General features: G+C 37.2%; 22 protein-coding genes, 1 tRNA gene, 1 riboswitch and 1 other annotated feature. Of the genes, 7 read left to right on the top strand and 16 right to left on the bottom strand.

Annotated elements, in window-relative coordinates:
* Positions 1-5 precede the first annotated feature (5 nt).
* Positions 6-238, bottom strand: a binding site (T-box leader).
* Between the two features lie 50 nt (positions 239-288).
* Entirely contained in the window at positions 289-2,502 is a 2,214-nt protein-coding gene (locus IGK82_RS02730; protein ID WP_010717777.1) for an autolysin, read from the bottom strand.
* Between the two features lie 316 nt (positions 2,503-2,818).
* Here IGK82_RS02730 and IGK82_RS02725 point away from each other — a divergent pair, with 316 nt between their 5' ends.
* From IGK82_RS02725 to IGK82_RS02705, 5 genes are all read left to right on the top strand, one after another.
* The gene (locus tag IGK82_RS02725; protein ID WP_002381265.1) at positions 2,819-3,478 is read left to right on the top strand and encodes a DUF1700 domain-containing protein; all 660 of its coding nucleotides are present in this window, start codon (positions 2,819-2,821) and stop codon (positions 3,476-3,478) included.
* Positions 3,478-4,503 carry a DUF4097 family beta strand repeat-containing protein gene (locus IGK82_RS02720; protein ID WP_016622241.1) on the top strand — a complete coding sequence of 342 codons (1,026 nt, stop codon included), beginning with the start codon at positions 3,478-3,480 and terminating at the stop codon, positions 4,501-4,503. Before IGK82_RS02725 ends, IGK82_RS02720 begins: the two co-directional genes overlap by 1 nt.
* A 168-nt stretch (positions 4,504-4,671) precedes the next feature.
* Positions 4,672-5,322 (top strand): phosphatase PAP2 family protein, encoded by a 651-nt coding sequence (locus IGK82_RS02715; protein WP_002355669.1) that lies wholly within the window; start codon positions 4,672-4,674, stop codon positions 5,320-5,322.
* Between the two features lie 15 nt (positions 5,323-5,337).
* Positions 5,338-6,306, top strand: a complete 969-nt coding sequence (locus IGK82_RS02710) for a TIGR01212 family radical SAM protein (protein ID WP_002355668.1) — start codon at positions 5,338-5,340, stop codon at positions 6,304-6,306.
* Entirely contained in the window at positions 6,306-6,869 is a 564-nt protein-coding gene (locus IGK82_RS02705; protein WP_002355667.1) for a class I SAM-dependent methyltransferase, read from the top strand. Before IGK82_RS02710 ends, IGK82_RS02705 begins: the two co-directional genes overlap by 1 nt.
* A gap of 57 nt (positions 6,870-6,926) precedes the next feature.
* Here IGK82_RS02705 and IGK82_RS02700 read toward each other — a convergent pair whose 3' ends face one another.
* The 5 genes from IGK82_RS02700 to erfC all read right to left on the bottom strand — a co-directional run bounded on the left by IGK82_RS02700 (position 6,927) and on the right by erfC (position 13,295).
* Positions 6,927-7,595, bottom strand: coding sequence for an ABC transporter ATP-binding protein (locus IGK82_RS02700; RefSeq protein WP_002363221.1), 669 nt, complete (start codon positions 7,593-7,595; stop codon positions 6,927-6,929).
* A 4-nt stretch (positions 7,596-7,599) separates the two neighbouring features.
* Positions 7,600-8,679, bottom strand: a complete 1,080-nt coding sequence (locus IGK82_RS02695; RefSeq protein ID WP_016622242.1) for an ABC transporter permease — start codon at positions 8,677-8,679, stop codon at positions 7,600-7,602.
* Positions 8,680-8,817: 138 nt separating this feature from the next.
* Complete coding sequence (locus tag IGK82_RS02690; RefSeq protein WP_002355664.1) at positions 8,818-9,423, bottom strand: TetR/AcrR family transcriptional regulator; 606 nt, start codon at positions 9,421-9,423, stop codon at positions 8,818-8,820.
* Positions 9,424-9,810: 387 nt separating this feature from the next.
* Entirely contained in the window at positions 9,811-11,580 is a 1,770-nt protein-coding gene (gene erfD, locus IGK82_RS02685) for a multidrug ABC transporter ATP-binding protein/permease ErfD (protein ID WP_002358756.1), read from the bottom strand.
* Entirely contained in the window at positions 11,580-13,295 is a 1,716-nt protein-coding gene (gene erfC, locus IGK82_RS02680; protein ID WP_430605140.1) for a multidrug ABC transporter ATP-binding protein/permease ErfC, read from the bottom strand. Before erfC ends, erfD begins: the two co-directional genes overlap by 1 nt.
* A gap of 253 nt (positions 13,296-13,548) precedes the next feature.
* On the opposite strand from erfC, the gene IGK82_RS02675 reads away from it, so the two are divergent.
* Entirely contained in the window at positions 13,549-14,211 is a 663-nt protein-coding gene (locus IGK82_RS02675; protein ID WP_002358755.1) for a TetR/AcrR family transcriptional regulator, read from the top strand.
* An 80-nt stretch (positions 14,212-14,291) separates the two neighbouring features.
* On the opposite strand, the gene IGK82_RS02670 is transcribed toward IGK82_RS02675, so the two are convergent.
* The 5 genes from IGK82_RS02670 to rpoN all read right to left on the bottom strand — a co-directional run bounded on the left by IGK82_RS02670 (position 14,292) and on the right by rpoN (position 21,569).
* A complete protein-coding gene (locus tag IGK82_RS02670; RefSeq protein WP_002355660.1) occupies positions 14,292-15,083 on the bottom strand; it encodes an alpha/beta hydrolase in 792 nt (263 codons plus the stop codon).
* A 38-nt stretch (positions 15,084-15,121) separates the two neighbouring features.
* Entirely contained in the window at positions 15,122-16,588 is a 1,467-nt protein-coding gene (locus IGK82_RS02665) for an MDR family MFS transporter (protein WP_002355658.1), read from the bottom strand.
* 171 nt (positions 16,589-16,759) lie between these two features.
* Positions 16,760-17,944, bottom strand: coding sequence for a methionine adenosyltransferase (gene metK, locus IGK82_RS02660; protein ID WP_002355656.1), 1,185 nt, complete (start codon positions 17,942-17,944; stop codon positions 16,760-16,762).
* Positions 17,942-18,037, bottom strand: a riboswitch (SMK box riboswitch). It overlaps the preceding gene by 3 nt.
* 122 nt (positions 18,038-18,159) lie before the next feature.
* Positions 18,160-20,037, bottom strand: coding sequence for an acyltransferase family protein (locus IGK82_RS02655; RefSeq protein ID WP_002364778.1), 1,878 nt, complete (start codon positions 20,035-20,037; stop codon positions 18,160-18,162).
* Positions 20,038-20,237: 200 nt separating this feature from the next.
* Positions 20,238-21,569 (bottom strand): RNA polymerase factor sigma-54, encoded by a 1,332-nt coding sequence (gene rpoN, locus IGK82_RS02650; RefSeq protein WP_002366210.1) that lies wholly within the window; start codon positions 21,567-21,569, stop codon positions 20,238-20,240.
* A gap of 58 nt (positions 21,570-21,627) precedes the next feature.
* On the opposite strand from rpoN, the gene IGK82_RS02645 reads away from it, so the two are divergent.
* Positions 21,628-21,699, top strand: a tRNA-Arg gene (locus IGK82_RS02645).
* Positions 21,700-22,355: 656 nt separating this feature from the next.
* Here IGK82_RS02645 and IGK82_RS02640 read toward each other — a convergent pair.
* From IGK82_RS02640 to IGK82_RS02620, 5 genes are all read right to left on the bottom strand, one after another.
* On the bottom strand, positions 22,356-22,556 hold the full coding sequence (locus IGK82_RS02640) for a cold-shock protein (RefSeq protein WP_002355647.1): 201 nt from the start codon (positions 22,554-22,556) through the stop codon (positions 22,356-22,358).
* Positions 22,557-22,789: 233 nt separating this feature from the next.
* Positions 22,790-23,197: an NUDIX hydrolase gene (locus IGK82_RS02635; protein WP_002361287.1), complete on the bottom strand. Its 408-nt coding sequence runs from the start codon at positions 23,195-23,197 to the stop codon at positions 22,790-22,792.
* Positions 23,198-23,222: 25 nt separating this feature from the next.
* Complete coding sequence (locus IGK82_RS02630) at positions 23,223-25,010, bottom strand: glycerophosphoryl diester phosphodiesterase membrane domain-containing protein (protein ID WP_016622244.1); 1,788 nt, start codon at positions 25,008-25,010, stop codon at positions 23,223-23,225.
* A gap of 29 nt (positions 25,011-25,039) precedes the next feature.
* Positions 25,040-25,549 (bottom strand): SA1002 family membrane protein, encoded by a 510-nt coding sequence (locus IGK82_RS02625; protein WP_002358746.1) that lies wholly within the window; start codon positions 25,547-25,549, stop codon positions 25,040-25,042.
* Between the two features lie 173 nt (positions 25,550-25,722).
* On the bottom strand, positions 25,723-26,106 hold the full coding sequence (locus IGK82_RS02620; protein WP_002358745.1) for a bacteriocin: 384 nt from the start codon (positions 26,104-26,106) through the stop codon (positions 25,723-25,725).
* Positions 26,107-26,126: the final 20 nt, after the last annotated feature.

Raw genomic sequence — 26,126 nt, 5'->3', positions numbered from 1 at the left:
AATTCCTATAGGACGTGAACATACAAATGCAACGTGGTACCACCTAAATTCGTCAAAGAAACGGTCAGTCACCGTCACCTTAACCTCAAACGTCTTAACGATCGTCACCGACTTTTCCTACTTGGTTTGTTCAAAAAAGTAACTTAAAGGCGAGTTCAAAAGCTTCTGTACGTATTTCCACCAGCCATACGCTCTCTATCACATGGTTCTTTCTACTATTCCTTCTCATTGTTTTTTTCTATTATAAGACTCATGTTACCAAAGATAGCTATTTTTTTCAATCTTAAATTAACCAACTTTTAAAGTTTGACCAATATAAATTGTATCCCCGCTTAAGCCATTTAATTGTTTGATTTTTTGGATGCTGATTCCGTATTGCATTGATAAGCCCCAAAGTGAATCACCGCTTTTAACCGTATGGCGTTTGCCTGATGCACTATTTGTTGAAGAAGCATTGCCACCTGCAGAAGCGCCTTTTTTCACGATGATTGTTTGACCAGCAAAAATTAAATCGCCTTTGATCCCGTTCCATGAACGTAGATTAGCAACACTCACGCCAAACTGTGCAGAAATTTTATTCAGCGTATCACCTGATTTAATCGTGTAGGATGTTGTCGCACCGCCACCATTATTCGTAGGCTTGTTCGTATTCGTTGAACCTGAGTTGGCGCCTTTTTTCACGATAATCTTTTGACCAGCAAAAATCAAACTACCGCTGATGTTATTCCAGGCTTGTAAGTTAGCCACACTAACACCGAATTGTGCAGAAATTTTGTTCAAGGTATCGCCTGATTTAATCGTGTAGTACGTATTCGTTCCTGATTGATTATTGTTAGAACCACCATTGCTTGAGCCGCCGGTGTTACCTGAAGTACCTTTTTTCACAATAATTTTTTGACCAGCGAAGATTAAATCGCCAGAAATGCCATTCCATGAGCGTAAATTAGCAACACTCACGCCATATTGGGCGGCAATTTTGTTCAAGGTATCGCCTGATTTAATTGTGTAGTACGTATTCGTTCCTGATTGATTATTGTTAGAGCCACCGTTGTTTGAGCCACCAGTGTTACCTGAAGCACCTTTTTTCACGATGAGTTTTTGACCAACGAAAATTAAATCGCCAGAGATGCCGTTCCATGAGCGTAAATTAGCAACGCTCACGCCATATTGGGCGGCAATTTTATTCAAGGTATCCCCTGATTTTACAGTATAGTACGTATTCGTTCCTGATTGATTATTGTTAGAACCACCGTTGCCTGAGCCACCAGTGTTACCTGAAGCACCTTTTTTCACGATGAGCTTTTGACCAACGAAAATTAAATCGCCAGAGATGCCGTTCCATGAGCGTAAATTAGCAACGCTCACACCATATTGCGCGGCAATTTTATTCAAGGTATCTCCTGATTTTACAGTATAGTACGTGTTCGTTCCTGATTGATTGTTTGAGCCGCCTGTTCCTGGATTAACTGTTCCGCCCCCAGTATTTCCACCAGAAGATGGTGTATCATATTGAGTTAAGTTATATGCGGTAATGACATTATTTAATTTAGCATTGTAGCTAGGATCTGTCGCATAACGACCTGTTAACCAAGCAGTTGCATCGCGGTACGAACTTGTATTGCTTTTCCAAGCCCCAGCATAATAGTAAACGCCCGCTTGGAAAGAAGTTGTTTTTAGCACGTGCGCATTATCTTGGAATGATTCCATGTAAGAAGGATATTTACGGAAAGGTTCTTTTTTCACTAACCATTTGCCGTTTAAATATTCCCATGTATCCATATAGACAGATTGTCCATTGTAGCTGCCTTTAATCCCAAATAAGTTATAGTTTGGTGCCTTAGATAGCGTACTTGCTCCCCAACCACTTTCAACGATTGCTTGAGCCATCATCACTGATGCATATAAATCATTGGCTTGCGCAATAGGTTGTGCACAACGAGCTAACTCGGCAATAAATTCTGAAGGACTTTGCGTCGGTGATAACGCTGAAAAAGTTTGCGCAGAAGCTACTCTAGCTTCTGGTACTTTTACTTCATCATCGGGTGTAACCGCAGGCGCTGCTTCAGACTCGGTTGCTGAAGGAGCTACTGGCGTAATTTCTGCTACTGAAGAATCAGTCGTTCCTGATTCCACAGGTGTAGTTGAATCAGCTGTTGGTTGCTCGGTACTTGGTGTTGTTGGTGTTTCTTTTGATGATTCAGTTGTCGATTCAGTCGTTGTTGACGAATCCGTTGTCGGTTGTTCCGTAGTTCCTGGCGTAGTTTCTGTTGTTGGTGTCTCTACTAAGCCAGTTTCCGTAGTAGGTGCTTGGGCAACTTCCGCATTTGTTGGCTGCTCTTCTGTTGCCTCAGCAGTCACTGGTAGTAACGCAACGGGCGTTCCTACAGATGAAACAATTAACGCCGAGCTGAATAAAGTAGTGCTCTTCTTCCATTGTACTGGCGTTTTCTTTCTTTGTTGTGCTTTCCTTCTTTCGATACGTGACATTGATTCTTTCTTCATTGATACGTCCCCAACTTTCCTTTTTTAACTTATATGTAAATGTAATTTTTTAGTTTTGTTATTATAACAAGTATACCTTTTTTTCTGGCGAATTAAAAACACTTCAACAAAATTTCATATTACTGTAACTAGATTGTAAAGAAGTAATGTTTTTTAACACGGATTTCCTCTCTTGTTACTACTCGGAAAAAAACTGCGACTTTAGTTGTAGATGCTTCTTTACCTTAGTCTGATTTTTTTAATTCCTCTTGTTATTCGCCCAAAAAGAAATTATAGTTTAAGATGAGAAATGAATCGTGTAGAAAGAGGGAGCGGAATGAATAAAGAACATTTTATTATTGAGCTGAAAATTTATTTAAAAGCGTTAAATCCAAAAGATCAAGCTATTATTCTTGCGAAATACAAGGCGTTATTTGATGCTCGTGTTGCGGAAGGCGAAACAGAAGAACAAGTGGCAAAATCATTGGGGAAACCACGGGTTATCGCAGAAGAAATTTTAAAAGAACAAGGCATTGAATTGACGGAACGAAAAATTGAAAATAATGGCTGGCAAGAAATTCCAGCGGCTACACCTGCTTATGATCATCCCTATGAAGAAGAATCTGAATTTTACTATGATAATGATTCTCCATACTATCAACGACCACAGCATCGGCCACTAACCCGATTTTTCCAAGTGCTTGGTATTTTCTGTTTAAATTTTTTCTTCATGTTTTGGGTTATTTTAGGGATTGCCTTAATGTACGTCGGTTGTGGCATTGCCGGAGCTGCAACTTTATTTTCACCAATTTATGGTATTTATAGTGTTATTACCCAGGCAAATGCCGCTTCCTTTTTCCAATTATCTATGAGTCTCTTTTTATTTGGTGCATCAATCATTGGTTGGTTACTGTTTCTACCAATTTTAAAATTTTCAGCACATGTCTTTAAGCGTTATTTCCAATGGAACATTGCTGTTTTACGAGGTGATATCTAATGAAAAAAACAACAGGGATTCTCTTATCCATTGCTGTCTTAGCGATGCTAATTGGTGGATCTGGCGCCGTCTATTTTTACAAACAAGCGGAAAAATCAGTCACGCCATTAAAAGAAAGTTATACACTAAAAAATAAACAAGCAGGCGAAGAACTTCACTTATCCTTAAAAGGCAAAGGCCCTTATACCATTTATAAAACTGATAGTAACAAAATGGGATTACGATCACCGAATAATGCCTTTTATTCAAAAGCTGAAGGCACCTTAGATGTCAAAGAAGAAAAAAATAAAATAACAGCAACCATCAATACCACTCGTACACAAAACCAACCCGAATTGTCATTCTTTAATATTGGTATTTTTAGTGACTTCACACCGAACGTGAGTGTCCAGATTCCTAATAATGTGAAAAAGTTAGTAATTGATGGCTCAACCCATTCACCAGTTTCATTGAATGCTTTTAACGTAGACGAATTAACAACTAATCTACCAAATTCTTATGTTAGTCTATCGGGTGTTAAAGCCAAAAAAATGACGCTTAACTCTTCAGATGGTATCTACCTTTCAGCGGATACTTCCGCTAAAAAAGCAACAGTTGAAACCACTGACGGCGATATAACGTTGGATTCAGCCTATTTCGATGAAATCAAAAATACTACTATTTCTGGTGATATTCGAGTGCAAAATGCTCGCGGAAACATCCAAGCAACAACGACAGATGGCGATATTAGCGTCTATGATTTCAAAGGAGAAGCTAACTTTTCAAGTGAAAATGGTGATTTTTCTTTAGACATGCCTGCTGTGCCTAAAAAATTAACTGTCGCTCTTGTCCATGGAGATATTTATGTAAATTCTGGAGAAATTTTGCGTAACATTTCAATCAAAGGGGAATCAAAATTAGGCGATGTTCAACTTTTAAACAAAGAGCGAACATCTTATAAGAATGGTCGTGCGGATACAGAGTTTAACCTTTCTAGCGAATTCGGCGATATTACCGTTGATACTCCTGATGATGATAATCAATAAACATGCGCCATTTAAAAAAGTTCTAGCACCACAATGAGAGATTGTGCTGCCAGAACTTTTTTAATATCTGTATCCCCTCCAAATCAGGCAATGAAATTATCTTTTAATTTTTTACCCTTTTGATGGTATAATACGGATTGTTGCGATTAATTTTTGAAAGGATTTTTTATGAAAAACAAACTTTATTATCAATTTGCAGGTAGTTGTTTTCTTTTAGTATTTATGTTTTTAGGCTATGTTGTTCGTTTTTATCCAACCTGGCTCAAAGGCTTTGATCAAACGATTACTTCTTTTGTTCGTCGTCCTTTTCCACAGCTAAATAACTTTTTTATTTGGTACACCAAATTTGCCAATTCATTGACGATTATCATCTTAGCAATCGTTGTCATTGCTCTGTTTATTGTTTGGAAATATTATGCTGAAGCATTATGGCTCTTTATTAATACTGCCTTAATTGCTGGCGTAGGTAATTCTTTATTAAAATTATTCTTTATGCGCCAACGTCCTACTTTGGAGCATTTAGTAACTGAACATACGTATAGTTTTCCTAGCGGACATGCTGTAGGAAGTACCTTGTTCTACGGCACTATTTTATTGATTCTGCCAATTTTCATTAAAAATAAAACGGTCCGCCTTTGTGTGCAAATTTTACTAGGTATTGGGATTTTCATGATTGGGGTTAGTCGAATCTATTTAGGTGTCCATTTCCCTAGCGATATCTTAGGTGGTTTTTGTCTTGGTTTAGCTTGGTTGTTATTAAGTTACCCTATTTATTTAGAAAAACGCTTTGTTTGGCGATTTCAAAGCAAACAACGCTAGAAAGAAGTCTTGATTATGCAAATTTTTCCTTATTCAGATGATCCAAATAAACGCTATCACACTTGGAACTATGCACTTCGTCAACAGTTTGGTGAAAAGATTTTTAAAGTGCCAATTGATGGTGGCTTTGATTGCCCCAATCGTGATGGGACGGTTGCCAAAGGTGGTTGTACGTTCTGTAGTGTTTCTGGCTCAGGCGACATGATTGTTGCACCTAGCGATCCCCTGCCGCTTCAATTTCAAAAAGAAATCCAATTGATGCATCAAAAATGGCCAACTGTCGATCAATACATTGTTTACTTCCAAAATTTCACCAATACACATGCGCCTGTTGACGTTATTCGTCATCGGTTTGAACAAGTAGTCAATGAAAAAGGTGTCGTTGGTTTATCCATTGGTACCCGTCCTGATTGTTTGCCTGATGAGGTAGTGAACTATTTAGCCGAATTAAATGAACGCTTTTATTTATGGGTAGAGTTGGGTTTGCAAACCACGTTTGAGGAAACTAGCGCTGCCATTAATCGCGCTCATGATTATCAAACATATCTAGATGGTGTGGCTAAATTACGGAAACACGGGATTCGGGTCTGTACACATTTAATTAACGGGCTACCTGGGGAAACACCTGCCATGATGCGCGAAAATGTGCGGCGAACTATTCAGGATTCAGATATCCAAGGGATTAAACTGCACTTACTTCATTTAATGACAAATACCAAAATGATGCGGGATTATAATGAAGGACGCTTACAATTGATGAGCAAAGAAGCCTATGTTTCAGTGATTTGTGATCAGTTAGAAATGATTCCACCCGAAATTGTTATTCATCGCTTAACAGGCGATGCCCCCTTTGAAACAATTATCGGACCGATGTGGAGCTTGAAAAAATGGGAAGTTCTCAATGCGATTGATGCGGAAATGAAACGCCGCAACAGTTATCAAGGAAAATATACTGTCATTTCAGGAAAGGAAGTTTTCAATTAATGCTACAAACAGCCCTACATTTTAGTCACCAACTTTTAAAAGAAGTGGTGGAACCTGGCGACTTCGTCATTGATGCAACAATGGGAAATGGTCATGATACAGCATTCTTAGCAGAGCTGGTTGGCCCTTCTGGTGAAGTTTTCGCCTTTGATATCCAAAAAGAAGCGTTAATCAATACAGAACAAAAGTTAACAGAACTTAATTTACTCCCACAAACTACGTTATTTCCATTAGGACATGAACATCTTCATGCTGTCCTAGATGAAGAAACAGAAATCACTGCCGCTATTTTTAACTTAGGCTATTTACCTAAAAGTAATAAGGAAATTATTACAAAACCCGCTACGACTAAACAGGCGTTAGATGGGTTACTGCCTCATTTGGTAAAAGGAAGTCGCATTATTTTAGTCGTTTATTATGGCCACGAAGGTGGTTCAGAGGAACTTGATTTGGTCACGAATTACACGCAAGCCTTACCACAAGATGTTTACAGTGTCTTACGTTATGAGTTTATCAATCAAAAAAATCAGCCACCTGTTCTTTTCTGTATTGAAAAGAAATAAGAGAACATGGTCGGATTGTCTCCAGCAATCCGATCATGTTCTCTTTTATTTGTTTTGTTACTCCGTCAATTCACCATCACGAATACGAACCACTCGATCACAGTATTTCAACAAACGCTCATCATGTGTCACCATGATAATCCCTTTATCTTTCTCTTTGGCCTCTTTCGCTAGTAATTGGACAACATCAAATGCCTTTTCTGTATCTAAACTAGCCGTTGGTTCATCTGCCAAAATTACGTCTGGCTCATGATACAATGCACACGCAATGGCTACCCGTTGTCTTTCCCCACCAGAGAGATCACGAGGATAACTATTTCGTAATTCTTTTAAACCCAACGTCTCTAACAATTGCTCTTTTAATTCACTATTTTTACGTGACTTATCAACTTTTTCAATTAAGTGAAATTGATCTTCCACTGTTAAAAATGGCACCAAATTAGAGCTTTGTAAAATAAAGCCGATTTTTTGAAAACGTTGCGCCAAACGTTGCTTTTTCGTTAACTTATTTAGTGATTGCCCGCCAACAATGACTTCGCCACTTGTCGGTGCCTGTAAACCAGCTGCAATCGTTAAAAAGGTACTTTTACCAGAACCAGAAGGACCAATTACTGCGACAAATTCACCTGGTTGAACCGCAAAAGATAATTCTTTTAACGCGATCACTTCTGTATGTTTTTCACCGTATTTTTTATAAATATTTTTCATTTCTAAAACATTTGCCATGTCTCTAACCTCCAATCGCGATTAACGGATCAATTTTAGCAATCGTTCGAATTGAAAATGCCCCGCCAATTAATGCAGATAAAATCAATAGTACACTAAACAAAATCATGCGTGGTCCATTAGTTGCATAAGGCATCGCTTCTGGTAAAAAGAGCACGGTAATTCCCGTTAAAGCAAGACCAATCGCCACTCCTAGAACAGCCAATAAAGCGGTTTGTAGCATGACTGCCTTTGCTAAGAAACTAGTCGGCACCCCTTGAACTTTTAAGACACCGAACATTGCTGTTTTCTGTAAAGTCATCACAAAGATAAAAATACCGATAATGAACGCTGCAATCACAATCAAGAAATAAATCATGCCATCCAAGGTCAAGTTTTGAGCGCTGTATCCTGGCAGTTTTTCAATAAAATCTGAAATTGAAAGAACTTGGCTGTCTTTATTAGTCGTTTTAACTTCCGCGTTGTCCTTGCTGCGAACAATGAAACCATTAACCATTTTGGCCATTGCTGGATTGTCACCATATTTAATTGACCGCCAAGTATCCAGAGAAGTGTAAATAACTGGCACAATGTTATAGCTACTTTTAGAAATAAAGCCGACAATTTCTAATTGCTCATCATATTTCCCTGCAGTTAATTTGTCGCCAATTTTAAATCCTTGATTTTTCAATGTTTCTGAAGCAATCACTTGATTTTTATCAGTAAATGCGTTTCCTTCAATCACTTTTGGCATTAAAAAACTTTCTTTTTCAATCCCAAATAAGCTAACATTCGTTAATTCAGCCTTTTTATCATCTGCTGGGCGGATGGCTAACGACTGTTGACCAATCGGTGCAATTTTGCCTCCTGAAATCGTATCTTTCACGTTTTCATCTAACACTGATACATTTAAATTACTATTGGCCTCTTTTGATAAAACCACTTGATTCGCTTGCCATTGATCTACGGCTAAACGATTTCCTTGAGCTAAACCGTTCGCTAAACCTGACAAAATAAAAATTAACCAAGCAATCAAGACCATTACTAAGACTACAAGGACGTACCGTCCTTTTGAATACTTCATTTCATTAAATCCTAAAAACATGAATGGTTCACCTCTTTCTTCTTTTCGAAATAAACTATATCACTTATCAATCGATAAATCAATAATTATTTATCAATTGATAAGTGAATTTTACAAAAAAATAGAGAAGTCTGTTTTCCAACAGGGCTTCTCTATTTTTTATTTGTGACTTTTCAGAACGCCATGTAGCATAAATTGAATGAATTTTTTGACATCGTCATCCACTGTTTTTCGCTGGTACGTTTTTTCAATACTTAATAATGCACTAACGTTATATAAAATAAACCGAGTTGCATCATCTACACTGATGCCCTCTTGTAAGCAATTGGTTTCAGGTTCACTTTCAAAAATAGCCGCAATATTATTGATATAGGTTTTTTTGAAAATTTGATACAGCGTACGATTGTAATCAGGGCCCATTTCTTGAAACATATCGTTCAACATTAAGAAAAGATTGGTCGGATGTTCATCTAACAAAACTTTGATTAATTGATAAAGTTTTTCTTCTACTGATGCATTTCCAGAAACAATTGGGACTAATTCTTCCTGAACACGGGACGTTAATTCTTCAATCACAGCTAAATACAGTTCTTTTTTATTTTTAAAATGGTGATAGAGATTCGGTTGGGTAATGTTCGCTTTTAAAGCAATTTCACGAGTGGAGGTATTTTTGAACCCCTTTGTCATGAATAATTCAGAAGCGACAGACAAAATAATTTGCCGTGTACGTTCTAAATCAGCTTTGCGTTTATTTGGCTTTTCCATGGTTTTCTCGCCCCCTGCTGCTTTTTATTTTAGCATATTCTCCGGCAAGAAACGAGAGACCTTTATACAAAAAACGAAAAATATACAATCAATGTGCCTACTATTTGGAGAAGAATCGCGCAATAATACCACCGTTGCAAATGTATCAGCCAGCCTTTTTCGCCCCCAAGATAAATCAACCACTGCAGTCCATATAAAAAACTATTAGCCAACAACCAAAAAAGTAGTGCCGATTTTGTCCATCGATTCTCTCTGAATACACTCAGTACAAATAAAGTATTTAGCACCAAAAACGTGCGCCGTAATTGCCGTACATTCCTCATTTTTCTATTTAGCATAGCAAAAAAAGAAGCAAATGAGAATGACTCATTTTGCTTCTTTTTCAACTTATTCAAAAACAAATTGATTTTTATAAAGTTCCGCATAGAATCCATCTTGTTCAACTAGTTCATGGTGGTTGCCTTCTTCAATGACTTCACCGTCTCGTAAAACAATAATCCGATCCGCATTTAGAATCGTTTTCAAACGATGGGCAATCACAAAACTGGTGCGCCCTTTAATTGCTTCGTCCATCGCTTTTTGGATTTTGGCTTCTGTTACTGTATCAACATTACTTGTTGCTTCATCCAAAATTAATAATTCTGGATTGGTAATAATCGTTCGTGCAATACTTACTAATTGCTTTTGTCCCGTACTGAAAAGGTTATTCTCTTCCGTAATCTCAGTATCGTAGCCTTGCTCAAGATTTACAATAAATTCATGGATATTCGCTTGTTTCGCTGCTTGAACAATTTCTTCATCCGTGGCCTCTGGCTTACCAAAAGCAATATTCTCACGAATTGTTCCTGAAAATAGAACGGACTCTTGCAAAACAATGCCTACATGTGAACGCAAGCTATCTAAATCCATTTCACGAATGTCCACACCATCAAACGTTACGGCGCCTTCATTCACATCATAAAAGCGATTCATTAAATTCATAATCGTTGTTTTTCCTGAGCCTGTCGGTCCGACTAAAGCGACCATTTCACCTTTGTCCACATGAATAGAAACATCTTTCAACACAGGCGTTTCTGGATTATAGCCAAAAACAACATGATTTAAAGCCACAGCTTTGTTAATCTCTTCTAATTTTTCGCCATTTTCGGGACGAATTTCATCTGGTTCATCAAACATCTCATTTAAACGACGAGCGCCTGTAACAGCTAATTGAATCATGCTATAACCTGAAGAAATTTGCATCAATGGTTGATAATATTGTTGGGAATATTGGACAAACATAACGACCAAACCTAGCGCAGCGGCACGATCAACAGAACCATTGATTGCTAACCAACCACCAAAGAAAATAACAATTGCCGTATTGACTAATGACATTCCTTGCATCATTGGGAAAAGTAATCCTGAATACACTTGACCTTTATACGTAGCTGCACGAACTTTTTCATTTTGCTCTAAAAAGCCGTCAATGGTTTCTTCTTGTAAGCCATTAGTGATAATCACACGTTGCCCACTAATTTTTTCATCCATATAGCCATTTAATTTACCCACTTCATCTTGCTGTAAATCGACATATTTGCGCGCCTTGCTAATCACAAAGACCGCAATTAAAATCGCAATCGGCGTAGAAGCAATTGTGGCCCATGCCAGTTCCACATTTTGACGGAACATCATGATTAAGACACCAACCAATAAGGCAATATTGGTTAATACTTGTAGCAACGCTTGGTTTAAACTGTTTTGGATGTTGTCTAAGTCACTAGTAAAACGACTTAAAATTTCACCATCTTGATGAGAATCAAAGAAACGAATCGTCAATTTTTCTAATTTATTAAACAAACCAATCCGCATGCGGTTTGTCGATTTCCCCACGACTTGTGTAAAGAGAATACTGTAAATGAAACTAGCGGCACTAGTTAAGACATAAAAAATGAGCAGTTTCCAAATGACAGAAACGAACGCACTTTTATCGTCTTTTCCTTGCATCACATTAACCGCATATTTCGCTAATTCCTGAATAGCTTCCCCAACGAATTGCGGCGCTTTGACTTGTAAATAAGTCGCTGCGAAAATTGCTAAGAAAATAAAGAGGAAAGAAACTTTGTAACGTTTTAAATAATGATAGAAAAATTTACTAGCTTTTATTAAATCAGTCATTAAGCTTCCTCCTTTCCTTTTTGAGTTTCATAAATTTCTTGATACACGGGGTTCGTAGCTGCTAATTCTTCATGCGTGCCTTCCCCGACTAAACGTCCATTATCCAATACTAAAATACGATCTGCATGGACAACAGAAGAAATTTTTTGGGCAATAACGATCGTGGTAGTCTCTTTTAACTCTTTATCCAACGCTTCTCGGACTAACCGCTCCGAACGAGCATCCAACGCGCTGGTGCTATCATCTAAAAGCAAAATTTTAGGCTCACCAATCACACCTCTAGTAATTGATAACCGTTGTTTTTGTCCACCAGAAAAGTTATTACTTCGTTCTTCGACGGGTGCATCATAACCTTCTGCCAATTTTTCAATAAATTCCTTGGCTTGGGCGATGCCTGAAGCCCGTTCCATGTCCGCTTCAGAAGCGTCACGTTTACCATGGCGTAGATTTTGCGCAATCGTTCCAGAGAACAGGATTGCTTTTTGCAACACAAAGGAAACTGTTTTTCGTAAACTGTGTTCGTTCACTTCTCGTAAATCGACACCACCAACTTCAATCTTTCCTTCTGTCGGATCAAACAAACGTGGAATTAATTGTGCCAACGTAGATTTACCAGCACCAGTTGCGCCCACAATCCCAATCATTTCACCTGGCTGAATAGAGAAAGAGATGTCTTTCAAGGTATCTTCTTCATCCCCAGGATAACGGAAAGATACGTGGTCAAACTCAACACTACCAATTAACTCTTGTTCTGGGACTTTTTTGTAGGTAACATCTGGTTCTGTTTCCATCACTTCTTTAATCCGCTTAATGGAAACAGCGGCACGAGAAGTCATCATCATCATCATTCCGCCGATAATAATCGCCATCATGATTTGCATTAAATAGTTCATAAAGGAAGCGACACCACCGATTAAAGTTGGATCGTCCTTGACTAAGTTACTCACAAAGAAAATTGAGCCTACAACAGCTAAGTTCGCCACCAACATAAACGCTGGAATCATCACAGCAAATAAGCTACCTACGATTAAGTTATGGGTGGTTAATTCTTCACTCACTTTTGTAAAACGTGACAATTGATTTTTTTCTTGAACAAATGATTTGACGACACGAATGCCTAACAAATTTTCTTTTGCAATACCATTAATCTTATCAATCAAGTTTTGAATAATCATGAAATGCTTGCCCATTTGCGAAAAGGACAGCATAGAAATCAAAATAACTGCGATGACAAGTGCAACAATCACCCACCATAGTTGTGGCAAGGTTAGCATCGCTAAAATAAAACTCCCGATAAATAAAAAAGGAATTCTAAAAAGTGTCTGCAACGCAATCATAATGACATTTTGAATTTGAGTAACGTCATTTGTTAAACGAACAACTAAGTTACCTGCTGAAAATTTTTCGATATTGCCAAATGAAAAGGTTTGGATTTTGCGGAAAGTTGCTTCACGAATGTCAGCACTGACACCTTGGGCAACTTTGGCAGAAAAAATTGTATTAATAACCCCTGCAACGAGTCCTAATCCTGCAATGGCAATTAATTGAATCCCTAAGTTTTTCATTTTGTCGCTATCGTCATTCATAATTGCTTCCAACACTTGTTGTAACAATTTTGGTTGCCAAAGTGCTGAGACAACCATTACGATCACCGCCAACAAGGCAATAACTACCGAGCCTTTGTATTTTTTGGCGTGTTGAATAATAAGGTCCATCTTATCCCTACTTTCTTAAAATAGTTCCCTGCTTCTTCAGTGTTGGTCTGCGAATTCTTCCCCATTACAAAAAAATCAATTTGCTCATTGACTTCACCAATTTAACACTGTAAAATAAGGCCGATTCATAATTTACCATTTTTAGTGGTAAAATACAAGCGAACAAGTTAATTTTTCACAAGTTTTTCCTATCATAAAGTGTACCTTCTTTTTGATAAACTTACGAAGATAACGTTTAATAGGAGCTAAAATCATGGAACCGAAATTATCAAAAGACACGATTATTGCAGCCGCATTTTCTTTGTTAGAAAAAAGTCCCACTTTAGAACAACTTTCTATGCGTAAAGTCGCCAAACAGCTTGGTGTACAGGCGCCCGCAATTTATTGGTATTTTAAAAATAAGCAAGCCTTACTTCAAAGTATGGCTGAAGCGATTGAAGAGCACTTTCAAGAACCTGCATTATGTGGTGAATGGTATTCTGACTTACTAGCCTTCATGGAAAACTATTATGATCTCTATCAACAATTTCCCTGTGCCGTAGCTATCGAAATCCAAACCGTCCCTGCCTATCCCCAACGATTACGCCATTTGAATCAAATGATGGGCATTTTAAGAGAAGCAGGTTTTTCACCAGAAATGACTCATTTAGCAGTAACGTCTTTACAACATCTTTTATTTGGGATGATTATGGACGCAACGGAGGAAAAACAGCTCGTTTCGCAAGTATTGAACGGAGATGACTATTTAAAAGAACAAGTGCTGCACATGAAACAATATGTCTCCGACAATGAGTTAACGTACATGGAGGAAAGCATTCAATTTCGACACTCCATCCACCAAAAATCCGCCTTTATTCAAGCCGTTAAAACCTACTTAGATGGGTTGCAAGCAGACAACACATCTTCATCTAAATAAAAAAAGCCCTTGGTCCGTCAGTCATTTCGACTGACGGACCAAGGGTTAACTTTTAAAATAAATAGCGAAAACTACTTTCTCTATTTTGGTATTGGTAGCCAAGCCAAGGCTTTTTGAATCCATTCATCCCAGAACACCCAGTCATGTTCTCCTGGTCCAGTTTCAAAAGTGTAACTTGCCTGTGCCTGTTCCAACGCTTGAGCCATCTGTTGATTAGCAGAAAGTAACATATCTTGTTCCCCACAACAAAGGTAAAATTGGGGCATTTCTGTTTGGCTTTCTACTAATTGTTGTAATAAATACAGCGGATCGTGAATGGAACCTTCAATTTGATCTAACGGGCCAAAAATACCTTCCCAATAGCTTCGCTTACGGACTTTTAATAATTCCCCAAAACTAGTGGATGATAAACTGACTGCCCCAGACAAAGAAGCAACGGCTGCAAAAGATTCTGGTTTCGCTAATCCTAATTTCAAGGCGCCATAACCACCCATTGACAAACCAGCGGCAAAGGTTTTTTCTCGTTTTGTACTTAACTGCGGAAAGAGTTGATGACAAATTTTCGGTAATTCTTCTGAGATAAACGTCCAATAGTTCATATCGTATTGCGTGTCCGTATACCAAGCTAAATCCGTGGACGGCATAATGACAGCAATCCCCAAATCAGCGACATACCGCTCAATAGAGGTTCTGCGAGCCCAGACGCTGTGATTGCCTCCCATCCCATGTAATAAATACAACACGGGAATATCTGTTAATGCTGCTTGGGTACTTGTGCCCACTTTTTTTACCGTTTCTTGTGGTAAAATTACGTTCACATTCACTTCCATTTCCAATACATTTGAATAAATATTTGCTTGTAAAAAGGCCATCTACTTTTCCCTCCAATACTCTTTCTATTAGTGTACCACTAAACCTTCGCTCGTTGCGCTTTTGCGAAAATATTTAATAAAAGAGCGACAACAACTAAGCCCGCACCGACTAAGTAAACATTATGCAGACCTGCATAGAGGATACCGCGTAATGGTTTTAACAACGCAGCTGGAATTAAATTTGCAGTATGTGGATTCACTAATTGATTCATGACATCTGCATCGACGTTTAACGCGCTCGCTTCCAATTTCGCAAACATTCCTGCATTTAAAATCACACCAAAAATTGACACCATCACAGTCTGCCCAATTGTACGCACCAACGTATTAAACGATGTTGCAACCCCCATTTTTTCAGGCTCCACTGTACTTTGTGCTGTCACCGTAGTCGTTGTGATAGTAATCCCAAAACCAACTCCTAAGACAGAAGACACTACAAAGAAAAGCCAAAACGGAACGGCCATTGGCATTACCACTAAAAAGATGGCCCCGACTAATAGAATCGATAACCCAATCGTTAAGACTTTTTTCATAGCATATTTTTCCATAAAGCTACTTGCTATAAATGATCCAGCCATCCAAAGTAACGACATAGGCGCTAAAACTAAGCCACCAATTCCTGCACTTTTTCCTAAGACACCTTGCATCCACATCGGAATGTAGACATCAATCCCCATTAAGAAACCGCTAATAAGCGCTGCAATAAGATTTACTAAAACAAACGTTGGTTGATTAAATAAATGCAAATCAATCACTGGGTCTTGCGCGCGTTTTTCTATCATCACAAACGCTACAAAAAAGAGCACACTCAAACTCAAACAACCAAATGTTACTAATGTAAAACCATTATCGCTAATCATTTGAAAACCTAGCAATAACGTTAGCAGCACGGCCATCAAAGTAACGCTGCCCAAAATATCCATTGGCATCTTGGTCCGTTCCCGCTTTGGTTCAACTAAGAAAATACTAATCAAGCCCAATAAAACAAGTCCAATAGGAACATTAATGAAGAAAATCCAATGCCAACCGACTGTATCTACAATAAAACCACCTGCTAACGGACCAAAAATACTAGCAATTCCCCAGGCGGCACTGTTTAAACCTAAAATTTTCGCTCGCTTGTCCAATGTATACATATCGGCAATAATCGTTAATGCAACTGGTAAAATTGCGCCTGCCCCCACACCTTGAATTGCTCGGGCAATAATTAAAGTCAACATATCTTGAGCAAAGCCACACAACGAGGAGCCCAAAATAAAAATGATAATGCCAATCATGAAGACAGGTTTACGACCAATTTTATCCGCAAGTTTCCCATAAATCGGTGTTAACATCGCATTCGTTAATAAATAAATTGAAAATACCCAGTTCATAATTTCCATGCCATGTAACGAGCCGACAATCGTTGGCATCGCAGTAGACACAATGGTCCCTTCAATGGCTGTCATAAATGTTGCCACAAAAACACTCACCGTGACTAACTTAACATTTGTTTCTTTTGCCATTTGTTCACATCCTTTTCTATTCAATTGTCAATTTTCTAAATTGCTCCATAGCTATTCTATACAAAAAAGAACAAAATGTCTTAAAAAAATGCTTTTTCATAAAAAAATTATTACAAAAAAAAAACAAGAAGTCAGCCAAGTATTGGCTGACTTCTTGTTTTTTTTATTTAATTATTCAGCTAAACTAGCTTTTAACGCTTCAACTTTATCTGTTTGTTCCCACGGTAAATCAATATCTGTTCGACCAAAATGACCATAAGCCGCAGTTTGTTTATAAATTGGGCGACGTAAATCTAGCATTTCAATAATACCTGCTGGACGTAAATCAAAGTTTTTACGAACTGCTTCGATTAATTTACTTTCTGGAAGATCACTCGTACCAAACGTATTAATAGAAATAGACACTGGTTGCGCCACACCAATTGCATAAGCTAATTGGACTTCTACTTTTTTCGCCAAACCAGCAGCAACAATGTTTTTCGCGATATAACGCGCAGCATAACTAGCAGAGCGGTCAACTTTGGTTGCATCTTTTCCAGAAAAAGCACCGCCGCCATGACGAGCATAACCGCCATAAGTATCAACGATAATTTTACGACCAGTTAAGCCGGCATCTCCTTGAGGGCCACCGATTACAAAGCGACCAGTTGGGTTGATAAAGTATTTTGTTTCATCATCTAAAAGTTCATGAGGAATCACCTCATTGATTACTTGTTCTTTAATGTCTTTTTCGATTTGTTCTAAGGTTGTTTCATCATCATGTTGTGTACTGATGACGATCGTATCCACACGTTGTGGTTGACCTTGATCATCATATTCCACTGTTACTTGAGATTTTGCATCAGGACGTAAGTAAGGTAAGACTTTTTCCTTCCGCAATTCTGCTAAACGGCGAACCAAACGATGGCTTAACGCGATCGGTAATGGCATTAATTCTGGTGTTTCGTCAACGGCAAAACCAAACATTAAGCCTTGGTCACCAGCGCCAATATCGTCTTTTTCATCTTGATCACGCACTTCTAAGGCTGCGTCAACCCCTTGAGCGATATCAGGTGATTGCTCATCGATTGCTACAAGAACTGCGACAGTCTCTCCATCAAATCCATATTTTGCTCGTGTATAACCAATATCTTTCACAGTTTGACGAACAATTTTTTGGATATCTACATAAGCTGTTGTAGAAATTTCTCCAAATACTAGGACTAAACCAGTTGTTACGGATGTTTCACATGCCACGCGGGCCATCGGATCTTTCTCCAAAATCGCATCTAAAATTGCATCACTGACTTGGTCAGCTACCTTATCTGGATGTCCTTCTGAAACGGATTCTGATGTAAATAAATGTCTTTCTGTCATAATGTTATTCCCCCTAAATAGTTTCGGTTACAAGGCATCTTTAGTAAGTAACGACAATTACTTGCTAAATCCTTTCGGGAACTTGTAACAAAAACAGTATACCAGATATCTAAAAAAAAAGCTTAGGTTTTCAAGAAAATCATTAAATTACCTATATTTACTTTTCCTATAACAAAAAACTTCCAGCCCCTTTCATCTGAGCTGGAAGTTTCTTGCTACTGTAAAATTTTCTCCGCGATAAAGTGTGTATATTGCTCGCCACCTGTCACATTTGGATGAACTCGGTCATCATAAAACCAATCATCATGGGCGTTACTATAATTAAACCAGTCAATGACCGTTAAGTTATCGTATTTTTTGTCCATTTGACTAAGTAAACTATTCACTTGATTTTGCCATCTTCTAGTTGGGACGCGAACATTAATCCAATAAACTTTTCGATTACCTAACGCTTTCATAAATTCATCAAATTGTGCCTCTGTAAAAGGACCATTCGTACCTAAACTCACTAAAACAGTATCTTTAAGCATTTTCTTTTTGTCTAGTTCACCAATTAGTGAAATGCTACTATACAATTGACGGCCCACTTCCCCATCGATAATCATTTTAGGGAAAATATCTTGTAACCCGCTAGCACCATCTAGAATAACAGAATCACCAATAGTTGTGATTTCTAAATTCTGCGCTTTTTTTACTTGCTCTGGTGTGAGTTGTGTGGGTAGAACGTCTTGGCTTTCACTCGGTTTTGTACTACTTTCTGTGGACGTGCTACTATTTTTCGTGCCACTTTCTTGGACTTCTTTTTTACGTTCTTCAATTTTTTGCTGATTTTTCGCAATATTTTTTTCTAGTTGCTCTTGTTGCGCACTTTTAGCGTTTGCTGGAGCCACAATTAAACCGAATACTGCAATCACGCTAATCACTGTCATAAAGGCCATTGTCCCTTTTTCACGAAGGTCCCACGGTTTCCGTAAGAACTCAGTGAATTGAGTCCAGACATCCTTATAAGACAATCGTGTCAGTGGATGTTCGATAAAACGATAAGACAATTCGCTCACGACTAAAATTAATGCTATTTCAACCAATGAATGTAGAAAAACATGGTCCGATAAGGTCTTAATTTTGGCCTCATAAAAAATCATGATGGGGAATTGATACAAGTAAATGCCATAACTCCGTTTACCTATCCACGTAAAGACTGGATTCGTTAACCAACGATTCATATCTGCCCCTGGATGTGCAGTGACGGCCACTAAAACGGTGGCTGCCAAACTAATTAAAAACATGCCGCCGTAATAAACAAAATTTGTATGATCTGATAATGTTAAAAAGGCTAATACTAAAAGAATTAAGGCACTTAAACCAGCGCCATTTAAGATTTTTTTAGAGGCTTCTGGAATTTCTTCTTTCAAACGTGTGCTTGGCCAAACATACGCCAATGCACTACCTAGTAAAATAGAAAAAACACGTGTGTCTGTTCCATAATAGACACGTGTAGGATCTGCGCCAGGAACATATAAAACGGCCATCAGCGTCACCGAAATTAAAGCGCCGATTAAAACTAAGCTGAAAATTCGACCGCGCTTACGAACAAAGCGTTCCAGAAGAATAAAAAGTAATGGCCAAATTAAATAATTTTGCGCTTCAACTGCCAATGACCAAATATGTACAAATGGCGATTGTGTCGCAAATCCATCAAAATAAGAAAACCCTTTAAAAATTTGCCACCAGTTGTTGTAATAAAAAATACTACTAGCGACAACGCTGCGAATATTGTTTAATAAATCCTGCTGAAAGAGTGTAATATAACTAACTGCACTTAAAAGCATCACAATTAATGCTGGATACAGCCGTTTCATCCTTCGCACATAAAATCCTTTTAAATCAATGGTCTGATTTTCTGCCCATTCTTGCCGCAACAAGTCGTTAATAAGATAACCTGAAACAACAAAGAAAATCGGAACACCTAAGTAGCCACCTCGCATGACTTGGGGAAAAAGGTGATACAAAATCACGCCAATTACAGCGATCGTCCGAATGCCATCAAAACCTGTAATATAGCGTTTTTTCTTGCTATTTGCTGTCTGATTCATTTGTGCTTTCCAACTTTTCTATAAAATTATTCTTTTCCTTTATTTAAAGAAGCAAGTAACTTTAATATACGTTTTTTCCTAGGAAATGGCAAGCAAACTTTGCCTCCTTTAGGCTTTTTTTACAATTCAAAAAACCAACATTTTTTAAATCACAAAAAAACAACCAAAGCTTATGAAAATCACTCATAAGCTTTGGTTGTTTACTCATATCGTTTTCGTTTAGATGAAGATGGAATCCCTAGGGCTTCACGATATTTTGCCACCGTTCGCCGGGATATTTCCATGCCTGAATCTTTTAATCGCTCGACTAATTTTTGATCAGATAACGGTTTACTTTTTACTTCTTCATCAATTAATTTTTGTAGTTGCTTTTTAACCATCGTTGTTGAGACATCCTCGCCATCTTCTTCTGATGAAAGAATACTTGTTGAGAAGAATGAGCGCAATTCAAAGACGCCAAACGTGGTTTCTAGATATTTTCCATTGACCGCACGACTAACTGTCGATTCATGAATAGACAAAGCATCCGCAATTTCTTTTAAAGTCATTGGTTTTAATGGCCGATCTGCTTCTAAAAAGAAGGCTTCTTGACGGCGCACAATTTCTTGCCCTACACGTAAAATTGTATCCCCCCGCTGATTCACTGCGCGCTCTAACCATTCAAATTCGTTTTTCTTATCCTTAATATATTCTTGGACTTCTTTGTCGTCAGTCTCTTGCATTCGTTTGAAATAATTTTCTTGAAAATTTAATGTCGGTCGACCAGCTTTGTTGGAAATCACCACTATTCGATCTTCCTTGATTCGGACAGTTAAATCTGGTCGAATATACAATTCCTCGGTCGCATCAAAAATATTCCCTGGCGCTGGCGATAACGTTTGTATATAATCAAAAATCAATTGAATTTCTGCTAATTCAATCCCAAATTTTTTAGCTAACGGGCCCCATTTACGACTCACTAAGGCATCAAACTCTTCCTCCAATAAAATATACGCTAAATTAGGCGCGGTATCGTCTCGTTCTGTTTGTAGCATCAAACATTCTTGTAAATTGCGTGCCCCCACACCTGCTGGATCTAGCTGTTGTAACAAAGTTAATGCATCTAGCATTTGAATGGCGCTTGCTTCGGTTTTCTCTGCCGCTTCTTCTAACGAAATCGTTAAATAACCATTCACATCTATATATTCTACTAAAAACAAAACCAATGTTCGCAAGTATGTATCGCGGTAATTCAAATGAATTTGATCAATTAAAGACTCAAATAATGATAAATGATAGTCTGGAATTTGATTCATATAATTATTTTCTTCGTCTTGGTTGGTGTAAGAACGACTAGTTATCGGAAAATCTGTGGTGTACTGCGTGTCTACTTGTAAATCAATTAATGGATTCTCTAGTGCTTTCGCTTCAACAAAGGCAGCGAGTTCTTCCGTATTAAATTGTAAAATTTGAATGGATTGTTGAAGCTGTTGAGTCATGGCCAACTTCTGGACTTGTTTTTGTTGTTGGGACATTCGTTGCTCAAATTTCATTATTTTCGTCCTCCCTCTTGTAATTTTTGTCAATATCAGCTAAACTAGTATTCGTGCCGCGCCCTTAGTGTAGTGGATATCACGTAAGATTCCGGTTCTTGAGACGGGGGTTCGATTCCCTCAGGGCGCGTTATTTAAATATGTTGATTTATCAACGTTTCTGGACACTCTTTATTCATCTAAAGAGTGTTTTTTTCTTGTTTAGGAATGATTTTTCTATCCGTATTTTTTTCAAATGTTGCTTGTGGCAAGCTCAATCGCACTTAACGCGACAACATTTGTTCTGCTTCAGCTACAAATCCAATAAGGTTAAAATTCCTCCGTTCCTATTGTAACGCATAACGTTTCCTTTTTCTATCTGCTAAACAAAGTATTACGACAAGCAAACACCTGCTTCTCTCTTAAAGATCCCTTTCTGATTATATAGTAAATTGCTTTTAATTTGTTAATTATTTTACCTAAAACTTAATACCCTAATTAAATAAAGAACCTAGGGCAAAAATCACTTTGGATTTTTGTCCCAGGCTTAAAACCTGATAATTGGCGGGAACAGAACTGTTCAGCTCCGACCTCTAAAATACTTAATTAGAAATATGCTACCAGCAATCATACCAATTATGATTACTAGCCAAAATAATCCACTTACAAGTAACAGCTCAGTTAAGGTCGTCTTCAGATTCTCCTCCTTTAAATGGCCTCTGCTTTGTTTTGCTATGTAATTAATGGCGAGATCAGACAACAGCTATCAAAAAAACGGACCAACACGTGGTCCGTTTTCATTCATTATTAAGCTTTTACGATGTTCGTTGCTTGTAAGCCGCGTGGACCTTCTTCAGTATCAAAAGTTACTGCTTGGCCTTCGTCTAAAGTTTTAAATCCATCTGATTGAATAGCTGAAAAATGTGCAAATACATCATTGCCATCTTCACCTGTAATAAATCCAAAACCTTTGTCTGCGTTAAACCATTTTACTGTACCGTTGTTCATATATATTTCCTCCTAGTGCATAAAAATATGCAAGTTATTGCAAAAAATGTTGAGTGGCAAAAGGAGAAGTATAGTTTTTAAATATATAACTCAAATTACTTATCAAAATTGATTACTTAATTACTATAACATATTTATTAGGAATAAACAATGCCCACGACTTTTCCTTGGACTTTCTAAAATAATCAAAGATGCGCTTGACAAATCCCTAGCAAAAAACACTCCTATTCTCTCTATTTCCAGTTAGTTTTGTTTAACTTTAAATAATCACTACGCGCCAAATAATCAAATAGCGGAGCTAATCCTGGTGAAAAATTTACTTCCTCAAATCGCTTAATAAATTGTACGCCTTTAATTTTATTTGGTTCGTTCAGGGTAACTTTTCCTTGGGCTTGTTTGGCAAAATAAAAATGTCCTTGCCAAACGATTGAATCAAAAACAAGTGGTCCAGTAAAAATTTCTTCAAGTTCAGTAATTTCCACTGCTAATTCTTCTTTCATTTCACGAATCGCACATTCCAGCGCTGATTCACCAAGTTCTTGTTTTCCGCCAGGGAAATTCCATGTGTCTGGCCGATCTTTTAAAATAAGAATTTCATCAGATTGATTTTTAAGAAGTACTCGCGAAAATTCTTTTTTCATTTCGTTTAACCCTCTTCTTCATTTTTTATTGAGAAGCCACACTTGGTAGCATAAAAATATAATGCAAAATACGATCCGCATACGATGGATTTTTTTCAAAGTCATTGACTTCTTCATTGACTAACTCCAAATCATCGGTAATCACTCCAGCAACGTCCATAAAGAGCATTTTACTTAATACCTCTGAGTCATTAACTGTCCAAGCATAAACTGCTTTTTTCTGTTGGTCAGCTTTTAAAATGAAAGTATCGTTCAACGTGGTAGCTTCCATTGTATACAAATCAGCTTGTGTTTCTGGAAAAGTGAAATTATAGGGCAAAATAAAACTTACTTTTACTTTTGATTTGGCTTTTTTAAACGCTTTGATCACATTGTAGTCGAGAGATTGAACCTGATGGTTATTCTTTATCAAAGGACGTTCATATTTTTCAATAAAGTTAGATAGCGCACCTTGACTATCTTGTTTAGACGTTTTAATTTCTACTAGTAATTTTTGTTTGGCTTGGTTTGCTTTCGCTAAATAATCATCAAAACTGGCAATTGGTGCTTCTTGGCCATTTTCTTTAACGGTCATTTTTGTTAATTCAGCCAACGTAAATTCTTGCGGCGTGCCATCAACGCCGGCGAGTTCTTGAAGGTTTGCATCATGCATCACAACAAATTGATGGTCTTTGGTTTCTTGAACATCAATTTCAATATAATCTGGTTTAAATTTAATGGTTCTTTCCATAGCAGGAATAGTATTTTGTACGCCATTACTATTGGTGACCCCTCGATGCGAAATAATCAAAGGTTTTGATTCTAATAGCCCTGTTAAGTAAACAGCGTTGAAAATTATATAGCCGCCAAAAATGGTGAATAGTCCTAGGCCCATTCCGATAGTCACTAATTTATTACGTTTCGTTTCTTTGTCAAAGGCAACTTTTGTCGTCGTTTCTGCTTGAACATTTAATTGTGTGTATAAGAAATTAATCAGTAATACTGAAAGCCAAGCATTAGAGACAAACTGTAAAAATTGGACAACCGTTAAATTTAAAATACCACCTAGCAAACTAATGGTATCGCTCAAGGTATCTAACTTCAACTGTAGAAGATAAAGTAACACATAAATAACATACGTTGAAACAAATACCGCGATCGTCACAAATGCAATATTACGAATAATGAACCATAATCGTTTGTTTGTCATTGACCAACTAGCCTTAACTGCCTCGCCCGCTTTTTTTCTCTCCAGAATCATTAATGGAAGCGTGTAAATGAAACGAATAGCTAAATACCAGACTAATAACCCAAAGGCCAGTAACCCAACCAAGTAAGGAATTCGTTGGGACAAAAATTCAACAATAAAATCTGGAATCACAAATTTCGTCAATAGATTACTTTGGAAAATCAGGTTACCAAAAGGGACAATGACAACAAAATAACCGAAAAAGAATAACCACGAACGGGCACCTTGCTTTTTAAGAACCTTAAAAGATGCCTTGGTAACTCCTTTAAAATGAAAACGATGGTCTTGCCGTATTTGAAAAATCCCTAATAATAAAAAGGTAAACTGATAAAAAACTGCACCTAAAAAAAGTAACAACAAGAGAATTAATAACACCAGAGCAAGCGGCTTTTCTAACAATAAATTCAGGTTATTAAACGAAAGATAAGGAATACCTTGGTTTTTTAGTGCGTTGGAAGTAGCCCAACTAAAAGCCCCACCCACCAATAATAATAAGACATTTAAAGTAAAAAATAACCATAAGTACTGCAAGATGTCTTTAAAAAATTGCCTTGTTCCATTTTTAAATGTTTGCCAAGCAGACATACAAACTCCTCCATTCTAAAAGTATCTAATTAAAGTTCTTCCATACGAATCCTAAATAAAACAACGGCAATCCAAATTGAAATAAATGATGGCAAAATAACAATAATGATTGCGACTGGCTCATCAATAGTCCCTTGTAACGTATTTTTTACTTCTGAAGAAACAATAAACTGATCAAAAATCACTTGATAAATAGTAACATAAATCAATACCCATTGAATATAATATTCAATTATTTTCATTAAAGCGATGGGTAAAACAATTTTTTTCGTCGTTAAATTCAATAAAAAATATAACAAAAGACTCGTACTGATGATAACGACTATCCCTAAAAGAAATAACGACTCTAACCGCTGCCCTATTACGTTTGCAACGCCTATTGTTAATAATAAATACATAGCTACCGAAATTAAAATGCTCACACTTAGCATAACAGAAAACAAAAGTAAGGCCTTAAGAAAAAGCCACTTATCAACTCTTTTATTTCCAATCAATAAACCTAAAAGAATCACCGACAAAAGTAAAATCAATTCAATCATTCGTTCCTCCTCCCAAAACAAATGAAAACAAATTCATATGTTTGCGTTTATTTTATCAAACCAAAATGGATTTGTAAAACATTTCACATGTTATTTAATAAACGACTATTACTAGAAAAAAGACAAGCCAAGTTTCCTTTATTTAGGAAACTTGGCTTGTCTTTTTATTCTTTTTACTTCGTTATTTTTTGATAGTTTGCGAATAATTGATTCGCATCTCCTTCTCCATCAATTTTCTTGAGATGGCCGTTATCTATTTTAAACATAGATGGCACATGTAAAACTTTATTTTCTCGGATAAATGTTGACCATTCCTTCATGGTCTCTTTGTTGGTTAATTCTACATAATAAACCTGTTTAGGTGCTTGTAATAGTTTCTCGAAATCCTGACAATCTGAACAGTTTTTCTTTTTTAAAACAACATAAAATGTTTCGCCAGAGTGTTTTTTTTCTTGATACTCATTGAAACTTAATTCCTTTTTATGCGGAATAAATGTAAAACCTACCAACAAACTAAGTAACAAAATTAACAGACTGAACGAAATTTTTTTATTCATGTTTTTTCTTCCTTTTTAGT

The sequence above is a fragment of the Enterococcus sp. AZ197 genome (assembly GCF_050556405.1).
GTDB classification, from domain to species: Bacteria; Bacillota; Bacilli; order Lactobacillales; family Enterococcaceae; genus Enterococcus; species Enterococcus faecalis.
Note: the sequence above shows the minus strand (reverse complement) of the source record. Positions and strands in the feature narration are given on the sequence as shown.